The sequence below is a fragment of the Daejeonella sp. H1SJ63 genome (assembly GCF_029360775.1).
Classification (GTDB): domain Bacteria; phylum Bacteroidota; class Bacteroidia; order Sphingobacteriales; family Sphingobacteriaceae; genus Daejeonella.
Map to the genome: position 1 here is coordinate 42,239 of NZ_JARKMZ010000002.1, position 12,435 is coordinate 54,673.

Here is a 12,435-nt window from a genome sequence, read left to right on the forward strand (position 1 = left end):
ATGGAATTTATATTACAACCATGGTCCTGGTGGTTCTCTGGGACAATGATAGCGGCTATCATGTTTTTCCTTTTGTTTTTCGGGCAATCATTTGGATTCTCTTCGAACTTAAGAACTATATGTGCAGCTGCCGGTCTTGGTAAATCGGCTAAATTTTTCGATTTCAACTGGAAAGCACAGACCTGGAATCTGGTATTTCTTGTAGGAGCAATTTTAGGTGGTTTTATTGCCAGAGAATTTCTGTCTACAGATGCTCCGGTGCTGATCTCTGAGGCAACCATAGAGGATTTATCCAAATTAGGTTTCTCAGCACCCGAATCTTTACAGCCTGCTGAACTTTTTGGCCTTGATGCGGTCTTGTCCTTAAAAGGATTTTTAGTGCTTGCATTTGGTGGTTTAATGGTTGGCTTTGGTTCACGCTATGCCGGTGGATGTACTTCCGGTCATGCTATCAGTGGTTTGTCAGATTTGCAAATTCCATCTTTGATTGCCGTAATGGGCTTTTTTATAGGCGGTTTAGTGATGACCTATTTAATTCTTCCTCTAATATTTTAAGATATGAAGTTTATAAAGTTTTTATTACTGGGTATTTTCTTCGGCATTGTGATGACGAAATCTGAGGCCGTTTCGTGGTTTAGAATTCAGGAGATGTTTCGTTTTCAGGCATTTCATATGTACGGCATTATTGGTACAGCAGTTACCCTTGGTGTAACAGGAGTAGCTTTGATCAAAAAATTTAATATCAGAGATTATCATGGGAATCCGATTGTATTTAACCCTAAAGACAAGTCAGTAGCGCGCTATCTTATTGGTGGGTCAATTTTTGGATTGGGCTGGGCATTAAGCGGTGCATGCCCGGGTCCGATGGTAGTGAATATCGGTTATGGTTACTGGGCAATGGCTATCGTATTTTTCTTTGCCATAGTTGGAACATATTTCTACGGGTTGATTAAGGATAAATTACCTCATTAAAATTAATTCAAATGTCTGAGAAGCAAGATGTATTGAAGGAGCTTTTTTCAGTTATTAATAAACTGATTCTGGCGATGGCTTTGTTGATTTTAATCATAATTGCCATTCCTGTAGGCTATTATATTGGTAAAATGCCTAAAAGGCCTGTTGTGAAACTGGAGGATGCTCCGGTAATTGTTTCCGAACTTAAGAAAGCTGTTGTTGAATATTGGATTGCTCCGGATGTGAGTACAATTGCTGATGCAGTGCAAAAGGAAGAGGTTGAGTATGGCAAGGAACTGATTGCCCATACTTCCAGATATCTTGGTCCGCAGGGTTCAGTTATGCAGATCAGTAATGGTATGAATTGCCAGAATTGTCATCTTCAGGCAGGAACTGCAGTATTTGGCAACAACTATGGATCCGTAGCTTCTCAGTATCCTAAGTTCAGAGCCAGAAGCGGAACAAAAGAAAGCATTGAAAAACGAGTTAACGATTGCTTTGAAAGAAGTTTGAATGGGAAAGCACTGGCTCCTGAAAGCAAAGAGATGAAAGCAATTGTTGCTTATATCAATTTCCTTGGGACAAATGTGCCTAAAGGGGAAAAGGCTGCGGGGTCCGGATTTAAGGATCTGGCTTATCTCGACAGGGCAGCAGACCCGGTTCTTGGAAAAGCAGTTTATACCGGTAAATGTCAGAGCTGTCATCAGCCTGATGGATCCGGAGTACTGAATCCTGATAAATCAGAATATACCTTTCCTCCTTTATGGGGAAAGAACAGCTATAATGATGGAGCGGGTTTATACCGTGTTTCAAACTTTGCCAAATATGTGAAAAACAATATGCCAATGGGGGTAACTCATGAAAGTACGGTTCTCACTGACGAGGAAGCATGGGATGTAGCTGCCTATATCAATTCTCAGCCGCGCCCGCATATTAATGTTCCGAAAGACTGGCCTGATAAATCAAAAAAGCCTGTCGATCATCCTTTTGGGCCTTATTCAGATAAGTTTACTGAAAAGCAGCATAAGTTTGGGCCGTTCAAACCAATTGTAGAAGAGCAGAAGAAAAAATCTGAGGCTGCCGGCAATTCAAAAGTATAAGATCAAAGAGATTTAACGACAATAATAAATGGAAAACAACCGGAGAGATTTTATAAAGAAGGTAAGCACTATGGGTGCAGGGGCTGCTCTGGTTTCTGCCAGTCCATTGATTTCATTTGCAGAAGAAGCAGAGTCAGACCAATCAAATTTGTCTGAAAATAAAGAGTTTACCATATCAATTCTGCAAACTACTGATGTACATTGTCAGGTTCATCCCCATGATGAACTGTTCTGGGAAAACGAAAAGGCTGTTTTTCGCAAAACCGGTGGTTATGCACACCTTGCTTCTTATTTGAAGAAGGAAAAAAAGAAGAACCCCAATACTTTTATAGTAGATACCGGTGATATGTTTCAGGGAAGCGAGCTATCGGTTAAAACTACCGGCAAAGCGATGGTTCCTGTTTTGAATAAGTTGGGCTATGATCTTTATCTTCCCGGCAACTGGGAGGTAATCTATTATAAAAAAGCGATGCAGACTCTTCTGGGATCTTTAACTGCTCCAAAGGTTTGTGCTAATATGTATCATGATCTTGGTAATGGTAAAAAGGGGGAGTTAATTTTTCAGCCCTACCATATCTGGACAGTTGGAGGTGTAAAGATTGGATTTTTGGGCTATACCGATCCTTTAGTTCCTTTAAGACAATCGCCAAATTATAGTAAGGGGATCATTTATACCAGGCCTGAGGATAATCTGGCTCACTATGTGGATGTTTTGCGTAATCAGGAGCAGTGTGCATACGTATTATTGCTTTCGCATCTGGGACTTTCGCAGCAGATTCATCTGGCAAACCTTCCTGAATGTGAGGGAGTTGATTATATACTTGGCGGAGACACTCATGAGCGTGTAAGAAAGCCTGTTCAGTGCAAATATTCGAAGGTTGTAGAGCCCGGGGCATTTGGTTCATTTGTTGGTAAACTTGATCTGACCATTAAAGGTGGTCAGGTGATAAAGGATACTTATTCACTCGTGGAAATAGGTGTTGATCAGCATAAAGCAGATAAAGAAGTTTCTGAACTGATCAAAAACTCCGAACTGCCTTTTGAAGAAGATATCAACAAGATTGCAGGATACAGCACCCTGCCGCTCTACAGATACTTCGTTATCGAAAATACCATTGATACCATGATTCTTGATGCTCTGAAATGGAAAGTTTCTGAAGCGGATATTGTGCTTTCAAATGGTTTCAGATTTTGCCCTCCCAAGGCTACTCCTGATTCAACCGGTAACATTCCGATCACAAATGGCTATATTTTCGACATGCTTCCTGTAGATAGTACGGTCAGAACAGGTTCTGTTACCGGAAAACAAATTTTCGAATGGCTTGAAAAAGAGTTGAATAATGTTTTTGCAAAAGATGCATCTCAAAGATTTGGTGGATGGGTGATTAAGTTCAAGGGGATGAACATCAGTTTTAACGCTTATGGTGAAAATGGCAAAAGGGTACAAAGTGCCGAAGTGAATGGAAAGGCGCTTGATCCTGAAAAAATGTACAGGATATGTGCCTGTGAACGCGATGGAGACCCTGCAGATATGTTATGCCGTATGCGTGGAGTAAAAGATGCCCGTAACACGCCATTTACGCTACACTCTGTTTTAAAAGAATATTTAAGTGTATATTCACCTGTAACTCCAACACCACCGGTGTCAGCAAAAGTATTGGATGCTCCGCAGTCATTACTGACTCAGGTTACAGGGGTGGATTATCAGTTTACCTAAAACTTGCTTTAATTATGAAAAGAATTATCTTTTTTGTGATATTATCAGTATTCGCAGTTAATATCCAGGCGCAAAGTGTACAAAGTCAGAACACTCCTGATCCCCGTGCCGCAGCATATAAATCATTAAAAATAGTTTTTCAGCTTACATCTGCAGATACGGTGATTCACCAAACATTAATGTCTCAGCTAAAAAATTACTTCAGTGTTACCCCTGATCTTAAGGTAGAAGTAGTTTGTCATGGTGGTGGACTGAATATGCTGTTGAAAAATAGTTCAGTAGTTCAAAAAGAGATCAAAGCTTATGCAGACAAAGGTGTAGATTTCGTGGCCTGTGAATTTGCAATGAAAAAGCGTAATGTAGGTAAAGATCAACTCATTGATGGTGCCGGAACGGTAATTTCAGGAGTACTTGAAATTGCTAAAAAACAGCAGGATGGCTGGAGCTACATCAAGCTCTAAAACCCTAAAACCAAATCTTAATATCGATTTTGAATATGAAAAACTTCATATATGGGATTCTATTATCCTTAATTTTTGCACTTCCAGGGATGGTAATGGCCCAACATCAGGACATATCTGAACGCCCGGAAATGTATAAGGGCAAGGAACCGGTTGATGCAGATAGTACTACTGTCCTTGGGGCTTTCAAAGGTGGAACAGTACAGGGACACTTCAGATATTTCAATATGTATACAGATAATCAGAAAGATTTGACTGATTATTATGCCAATGCTGCAGGCGGTGGTTTACGCTTTGAAACAGCACAGTTTCATAATTTTCAGTTTGCGATCAGTGGTTTTTACATATTTAATATCGGATCATCAGATTTGACTAAGCCCGATCCTCAAAGCGGACAGCTCAACAGGTATGAGATCGGATTATTTGATATTGAAAACGCTTCCAATAAAAAGGATATTGACCGGCTTGAGGAGTTTTACCTGAAATATAATTATAAAAAATCTTCAATCAAACTCGGACGCCAGTTACTGAATACCCCCTTTATTAACCTTCAGGATGGCCGTATGCGTCCAACAGGAGTTGGGGGCCTGTGGACTGAGATCCGCGAAGTTAAGAATGTCAGGATTGAAGGAGGATGGTTGTATTACATTTCTCCGAGAAGTACTACCAAATGGTTTAATATCGGAGAGACTATGGGCATTTATCCTTCCGGCCTTAATCCGGATGGAACTCCGTCAGATTATGCAGAGCATATTGACAGCAAGGGTATTGCACTGGCTGGTGTTCATTATAATCTGAGCAGGGATTTTAAGCTTCAGGTCTGGAATATGTATACCGAAAATGTTTTCAACTCGGCAATGCTTCAGGCCGATCTGAGTCTGCCACTAAAAAATAATTCTAAACTATTGTTTGCAGCTCAGCTTATCAGGCAGGATGCAATAAATCAGGGAGGTAATCATGATCAGCAGCATACCTATTTCCAGGAAGGAACAGGTTCACTAAGTTTTGGGGCGAAGCTGGCCTTGAAAAAAAAGGACTGGGAAACTTCACTGAATTATACCCGGATCACAGCCGGGGGGCGTTATCTGATCCCACGGGAATGGGGCAGAGATCCCTTCTTTACATTCCTCCCACGGGAAAGGAATGAGGGATTTGGGGATGTGCATGCCATTATGGCGAAGATTGATTATAAAATTCCGGCATCAAGACTGAAGACATCTCTGGCTGCCGGATATTATGATTTGCCGGATGTAAAAAATTACAAATTGAATAAATATGGTATGCCTGCATACACACAGATAAATACAGATTTTAGATATACCTTTGCTAAAGGGCTTAAGGGACTTGAAGCTCAGTTATTGCTGATTGCCAAACTGAAAAATGGCGAAACCTATGGTAATAACAGGATGCTGATCAACAAAGTAAACATGTGGCAATCTAATCTTGTATTAAATTTTCATTTCTGATGACAACAAATCTTGACAGGCTAAAAACGATTTTTGAACCTCAATTAATTCAGGAAATTCAACAGTTTGGGATCTTTCAGACCTTTAATGATGGTGATCTGATTATGGATTACGGTAAATATGTCCGTATGATGCCTATTGTGCTGAAAGGTACAGTAAAAGTTTACCGTTTGGATGAGAAGCAGAATGAGATCCTGCTATATTACCTGTCAGATAGTGAAAGTTGCTCAATGGCTTACAGTTGTTGTCTCGAAGCAAAAAAGAGTGAAGTGAAAGCGGTTGCAGAAGATCAGGTTGAACTTATTGCAATCCCTCATGTTAAGCTTGATGATTGGCTCTGTACCTATCCTAGCTGGAAGAATTATATTATGCGCAGTTTCAATGAGCGTTTTATTGAATTGCTTAAATCAATAGAAAGTATTGCTTTCCATAAACTTGATGAGCGCCTGATCTCTTATTTGAAAGAGAAACAACGTCATACCGGCTCAAGTGTAATCAAGGCATCCCATGGGCTTATAGCGGATGAATTGGCCACTTCGAGAGTGGTTATATCCCGTTTACTGAAACAGCTGGAGAATGATAAGAAGATTATTCTTTACAGAAACGAGATAAAATTACTGGCCTCCTTCTCTTAATAATTATTGTTTTCAGATCATAAACAATAATCTCACCTTACTGAAGACAGACTGAATTATAACTATTCTAATTGTGGAGCTAAATAGTTCTATTTAAAAAATTTGCGATATTGCTTTTCGAACCTGTAATAATCCGGGAATCGATTTACAGCAATGAAGAAATTTTTAGACGAGAACTTTTTACTTGAGACTGTTACAGCTCAGACCCTTTATCATGAATATGCCGCAGGCTTACCGATTGTAGATTATCACTGTCATTTGCCTCCTGATCAGATTGCTATGGATTCTAATTTTCAGAATCTAACTCAAATCTGGCTGTATGGTGATCATTATAAATGGCGTGCCATGCGTGCAAATGGCATATCCGAAAAGTATATTACGGGAGATGCCAGTGATTGGGAAAAGTTTGAAAAATGGGCTGAAACTGTTCCTTATACCTTCAGAAATCCACTCTACCACTGGACTCATCTTGAACTTCAGCGTTATTTTGATATTCATGAGATTCTTTCTCCGGCAACAGCCAGAAAGATTTATGATGAATGTTCTGAAAAACTGAGAACCCCTGAGTATTCAGTAAGGAATCTGATAAAAAAGATGAATGTACACAGTATAGGAACTACTGACGATCCCCTGGATGATCTTTCTCATCATCATAAAATCAGTTCAGATGGCTTTTCAGTAAAAGTTTTGCCTTCTTTCCGTCCGGATAAGGCTATGAATGCGGATAATATTGCTGAATTAAACAAATATATCCTTCAGCTGGCAGGCATTAGTGGTCAGCAGATTTCAACATTCAGAGAATACCTTTCAGCCTTAAAAAGCAGGCACGATCATTTTGCTGCAAGAGGTTGTATCGTTTCAGATCATGGTTTAGAGCAGATTTATTGTGAGGAATATACAAATGCTGAAATTGATCAGATCTTCTCCAAAATACTCGCTCAACAGGATTTGACTTATGCAGAACGACTGAAGTTCAAGTCATGTATGTTGTTTACCCTGGCACTTTGGGATCATGAGAAAGGCTGGGTACAGCAGTATCACCTTGGTGCTTTAAGAAATAATAATTCAAGACTGCTTTCTGAGCTTGGCCCTGATACGGGTTTCGATTCGATCGGAGATTTTTCGCAGGCTGCAAGCCTTTCCCGCTTCCTTAATAAGCTGGACTCAGGAAATCAGCTGGCAAAGACAATTATCTATAATCTGAACCCCGCAGATAATGAAATGATTGCAGCCATGTGCGGCAATTTTCAGGATGGAACAGTTGCCGGAAAGGTACAGTTTGGGTCTGCATGGTGGTTTCTTGATCAGAAACAGGGAATGATCGATCAGATGAATGCTTTATCAAGTATGGGTTTATTAAGTCAGTTTGTAGGCATGCTTACTGATTCGAGAAGTTTTATGTCTTATCCGCGACATGAATATTTCAGGAGAATTCTATGCAACCTGATCGGAAATGATGTTGAGAAGGGTGAATTACCAAATGATATCGAATGGTTAGGTAATATGGTTGCAAATATTTCTTACCATAACGCTAAAAAGTATTTCAATCTTGGCTGAGAAGATTGTTTTTGGCTATGCAGTTTCGCTTATTTTGGAGTATAGCGACAATTTTACACGCATTTGTTAAGACCACTTTGGGATAGTCGGGGCATTCCCTTGCATTACTGATCTTCACCTTGATGCGGATCTTTTTCAATGGGCCGGATCATTACAGGAATTGGAAGGTCTGCTTATCAGGTATGGCAGGCAAACATTTTGACTGCGGTTTCTGATATGTTCCCTGAAATTTCAACCTGGGAGGTGATCTGTACCGGAGGAATGTGCGGTGGTTTGGGTAACATTACAGTTGCAAAAACTGTCTGAACATTGCTTGTTATAATAAGGTATCAGGCCATGTTTAAACAGGCTATTATTTGTTTTTCATGTTCTGCGACGCAGCATACCTGATTGCCTGGTTCTAAATGTTCAGGATTTTGGTCCCAAAAATGACACTGATTCAGGCTGAAATTAAATAGGCTGTTTAGTCGGGCTCAATTACTGTTGCGTAATATTTGCATAATTGACAGCTTTATCCTACTTTTCAATATGCAGATTCTAAGGCATGATTTAGTCCGAAGAGTTTGATAAAGTCATGTATAAATTATCTAAAATATGAAATCAGAACAAAATCGCAGATCATTCATTAAGGCTACAGCACTTACAGCTGCTGGAATAGGAATAGGAGCGGAAAGCTTTGCGAAAATCTTTAATTCACCGGCTAATCTCGCCGGAAACAGAATAGGTATCATCGGATTGGATACCTCACATAGTATTGCATTTACAAAGGCATTAAACGGCCCGAACCCAAACCCTGAGTTTGGAGGATATAAAGTAGTTGCAGCCTATCCTTATGGTACTAAAACCATAAAAAGCAGTACAGACCGTATTCCGGGATACATTGAAGATGTAAAGAAACTGGGAGTTGAGATTACTGACTCAATTGCTGATCTTTTAAGTAAAGTAGATTTTGTTCTTCTTGAAACAAATGACGGCCGCCTTCATCGCGAGCAGGCTATGCAGGTAATTAAGGCAGGTAAGAGATTCTTTATTGATAAACCAATCGCTGCTTCGCTGGCAGATGCTTCTGCGATTTTTGATGCTGCTAAAAAGGCCAATGTTGGTGTTTTCTCTGCTTCATCCCTGAGGTATTCAGTAGGTGCGCAGGAGATTGCAGGAGGTAAACACGGGAAGGTTCTTGGAGCAGAAACATATAGCCCATGCCACCTTGAGAGTTCACATCCAGATCTGTTCTGGTATGGCATCCATGGTGTGGAGTCGCTTTTTACAGTAATGGGTCCCGGTTGTAAACAGGTTGTCAGAATCAGCACTCCTGATGCAGATGTTGTTGTGGGTACCTGGAATGATGGCAGGATAGGAACGTTCCGGGGTGTGCGTTCAGGTAAGCTGGGGTATGGGGGTACAGTATTCGCTGAAAAGGGAACTGTTCAGATTGGTGAATACGGAGGGTACAATCCTTTATTAAAGCAAATCACTGATTTCTTTACAAGCGGAGTTGTTCCGGTTAATTCAGTAGATACTCTTGATATCTGTGCATTTATGGAAGCTGCTGATGAAAGTAAACGCAAAGGAGGAACTCCGGTAACCCTTGCTTCTGTGTATGCTAAAGTGCCTAAAAGTAAATAACAGATTTTTTTAAAAGATGAAACCATCATGATTTTGCCAAAACCCGCCGGCAGGCCTGCCTACCGGCAGGTAGGCCTGCTTGCCGCAGGCAGGCCTGTCTACCGACAGGTAGATTCATCACCTTTAAAAAACAAAAAATAAACGGATGAAAAATACAGATCAATCAAGGAGAAAGTTCTTAAGCACAGGAGCGATGGTTCTAAGCGGGCTTACAGCTTTTGGATATCAGGGTCTTGGCATAGATAATTTATCTTTTAATCAGGATAAGATTCGGATTGGCCTGATCGGCTCGGGAAGTCGTGGTCAGGGTTTAGCAAGTCTGATATCAAAGATTCCCGGATTGGAACTTGTTGCCTGTTGCGATATTATTCCTGAAAATCTTCAGGGTGGATTAAAGCTGGCAGTGAAAGGGGCAAGGGGATATACTGATTATAAAAAACTATTGAGTGACAAAGAGGTGCAGGCGGTAGTTATCGCTACTCCGCTTTATCTGCATCATCCAATGGCTGTTGATTCGTTAGCCGCCGGTAAGCATATCTACATGGAAAAAACCATGGCTTACAATATCCCGCAGGCACTTGATCTGGTAAAGAAGGTTGAAAAGTCCAATCTGGTGTTTCAGGTAGGTCATCAATACCGGTATTATTCCATGTATATGAAAGTAAAAGAGATACTTTCTAAAGGATGGATAGGTCAGGTTACTCATTACGAATGTCAGTATAACCGTAATTCCAACTGGCGTAAGCCGGTGAGCGATCCTAAAATGGAACGGGCAATTAACTGGAGAATGTATAAAGAGTATTGCGGGGGTGTATTGTCTGAATTAAGTGCTCATGAAATTGATATTGTGAACTGGATGACAGACAGCCATCCACTAAAGGTTGCCGGGTTCGGCGGGATAGATTACTGGAAAGATGGCAGGGAGACATTTGATAATATCCGTTTGGTTTATGAGTATCCGAATGGTGTAAAAGCAAGTGTTACCTCAATATTATCCAATGAGTATAAAGGATATTCCATGCGTATCCTCGGATCTAAAGGAACAATTGAGATACTCAGGGATCAGGCATATATTTATCCTGAAGCAGCTAAGAAAACTTTGGGAACTGTTGACGGTGTGACCGGTGCAACAGTTGAGGTTCTTCCGGGTGGAAAAGGTAAACCTATTGAATTTGAGAAGCAGCAGGAACCTACAACTTTTGCTCTTATTGATTTTGCTGAATGTATCCGTACCGGGAAAAAACCCGCCTCCAGCGTAAAAACCGGAAGAGATGTGGCAATTGCTGTGCATATGGGAAATGCTGCAGCTGAAACAGAAAAAACCCAATACTGGAAAGAAGAGTACTCCATTTAATCATTAAACCATAAAAGAAATAATTAGGACTATTTGTCCGCAAATTCAGACGTATGAAAAAATCAGATTCCCGCAGGGATTTTATTAAAAAGACAGTTACCGGTGCCGCTGCACTTTCTATTGGAGGTGTTTTACCGGGGTTCAGCGCAAAAAGCTATGGACGTATTCTGGGAGCCAATGAGCGTGTTCAGGTTGCAATGATGGGCGTAAACAGCCGCGGATTTGCACTCGCATCTAATTTTGCAGCTCAGAAGAATTGCGAAGTTCGTTTTATCTGCGATGTAGATAAAAGAGCTGCAGATAAATGTATCAGTGAGGTAAGCAAAATTCAGAATAAGGAACCAATGGCTCAGCCTGACTTCAGGAAGGCTTTGGAAGTAAAAGATCTCGATGCCCTTGTGATTGCTGCTCCTGACCATTGGCATGCTCCTGCAGCTTTACTTGCTTCAGCCGCCGGCAAGCATGTTTATCTTGAAAAGCCATGCAGTCATAACCCGAACGAAGGTGAATTGCTTCTTGCAGCAGCTAAAAAGTATAAAAATGTAATTCAGATGGGTAATCAGCGTCGTTCATGGCCAAATGTTGCTGCTGGTATTGCTGAATTGCATGGAGGGATTATTGGCCGTCCGTATTTTGCAAAAACATGGTATACCAATAATCGCGCTGCGATTGGCGTTGGGAAGAAAATTGCTGTTCCTGAATGGCTTGATTATGACCTTTGGCAGGGACCAGCTCCGCGCCGTGATTTGAAAGATAACCTGATTCATTATAACTGGCACTGGTTCTGGCACTGGGGTACCGGAGAAGCTTTAAATAATGGTACGCACATGATCGATCTTGCCCGTTGGGGACTACAGGTAGACTACCCAACAAAAGTAACTTCAGCAGGTGGCAGATACAGATATCAGGACGATTGGGAAACTCCTGATACTCAGAATATCAGTATCGAATTTGCCAATAAATCAACTATATCCTGGGAAGGCAGAAGCTGTAATCCATTCCCTATTGAAGGAAGTACTGTAGGAGTTATTTTCTATGGCGAGAATGGTACCCTGGTAATCGGTGGTGGAAATGCTTATAAAGCTTTTGATTTAAAAAACAATCTTATCAAAGAAGCTAAGAATGAGGTTAAAGTTGATACAGGTAGTTTGACCAGTCCTTCACAGGCTTTGGATGCTTTCCATTTGCAGAACTTCTTTAGTGCAATAAAGAACGGAACAGCTTTGGCTTCAGACATTGATGGAGGACATAAGAGTACTCTTCTTTGTCAGCTTGGAAATATTGCTCAGCGTACCGGAAGAACATTGAATATTGACCCTGCGAATGGTCATATCAAAAATGATCCGGGTGCTATGAAACTTTGGTCCAGAGAATATCAAAAAGGTTGGGAACCTAAAGTTTAAGTGATAAATAAGAACCTTGCCGATTTGGTAAGGTTCTTATTTTTTAACATCTGTCTGAAATTGCAGGTCTTATTTCCTCATTTTAATTGACGAAGCATGATTTTTTTAGAATATCTGCCTCTATTAAGGCAATTATAATGATCTATGAATTAAACTGAGGAT

General features: G+C 40.6%; 12 protein-coding genes. All 12 read left to right on the forward strand.

The window, feature by feature from the left end:
• The 12 genes from P2W72_RS01070 (at position 1) to P2W72_RS01125 (ending at position 12,273) form a co-directional block, all read left to right on the forward strand.
• Positions 1-555 carry a YeeE/YedE thiosulfate transporter family protein gene (locus tag P2W72_RS01070; RefSeq protein ID WP_276359003.1) on the forward strand — a complete coding sequence of 185 codons (555 nt, stop codon included), beginning with the start codon at positions 1-3 and terminating at the stop codon, positions 553-555.
• 3 nt (positions 556-558) lie between these two features.
• Positions 559-972, forward strand: coding sequence for a DUF6691 family protein (locus tag P2W72_RS01075; protein WP_276359004.1), 414 nt, complete (start codon positions 559-561; stop codon positions 970-972).
• A gap of 11 nt (positions 973-983) precedes the next feature.
• Positions 984-2,054, forward strand: a complete 1,071-nt coding sequence (locus P2W72_RS01080; protein ID WP_276359005.1) for a c-type cytochrome — start codon at positions 984-986, stop codon at positions 2,052-2,054.
• 28 nt (positions 2,055-2,082) lie between these two features.
• Entirely contained in the window at positions 2,083-3,771 is a 1,689-nt protein-coding gene (locus P2W72_RS01085) for a bifunctional metallophosphatase/5'-nucleotidase (protein WP_276359006.1), read from the forward strand.
• 14 nt (positions 3,772-3,785) lie between these two features.
• Positions 3,786-4,232, forward strand: a complete 447-nt coding sequence (locus P2W72_RS01090) for a DsrE family protein (RefSeq protein ID WP_276359007.1) — start codon at positions 3,786-3,788, stop codon at positions 4,230-4,232.
• 35 nt (positions 4,233-4,267) lie between these two features.
• Positions 4,268-5,698 (forward strand): OprD family outer membrane porin, encoded by a 1,431-nt coding sequence (locus P2W72_RS01095; RefSeq protein ID WP_276359008.1) that lies wholly within the window; start codon positions 4,268-4,270, stop codon positions 5,696-5,698.
• Positions 5,698-6,333 (forward strand): Crp/Fnr family transcriptional regulator, encoded by a 636-nt coding sequence (locus P2W72_RS01100; RefSeq protein ID WP_276359009.1) that lies wholly within the window; start codon positions 5,698-5,700, stop codon positions 6,331-6,333. Before P2W72_RS01095 ends, P2W72_RS01100 begins: the two co-directional genes overlap by 1 nt.
• 153 nt (positions 6,334-6,486) lie before the next feature.
• Complete coding sequence (uxaC, locus tag P2W72_RS01105) at positions 6,487-7,890, forward strand: glucuronate isomerase (protein ID WP_276359010.1); 1,404 nt, start codon at positions 6,487-6,489, stop codon at positions 7,888-7,890.
• 138 nt (positions 7,891-8,028) lie between these two features.
• On the forward strand, positions 8,029-8,196 hold the full coding sequence (locus P2W72_RS01110) for a hypothetical protein (RefSeq protein WP_276359011.1): 168 nt from the start codon (positions 8,029-8,031) through the stop codon (positions 8,194-8,196).
• Positions 8,197-8,484: 288 nt separating this feature from the next.
• Positions 8,485-9,516 (forward strand): Gfo/Idh/MocA family oxidoreductase, encoded by a 1,032-nt coding sequence (locus tag P2W72_RS01115; RefSeq protein ID WP_276359012.1) that lies wholly within the window; start codon positions 8,485-8,487, stop codon positions 9,514-9,516.
• Between the two features lie 145 nt (positions 9,517-9,661).
• The gene (locus P2W72_RS01120; RefSeq protein ID WP_276359013.1) at positions 9,662-10,870 is read left to right on the forward strand and encodes a Gfo/Idh/MocA family oxidoreductase; all 1,209 of its coding nucleotides are present in this window, start codon (positions 9,662-9,664) and stop codon (positions 10,868-10,870) included.
• Positions 10,871-10,923: 53 nt separating this feature from the next.
• Entirely contained in the window at positions 10,924-12,273 is a 1,350-nt protein-coding gene (locus P2W72_RS01125; RefSeq protein ID WP_276359014.1) for a Gfo/Idh/MocA family oxidoreductase, read from the forward strand.
• The last annotated feature ends 162 nt before the right edge of the window (positions 12,274-12,435 follow it).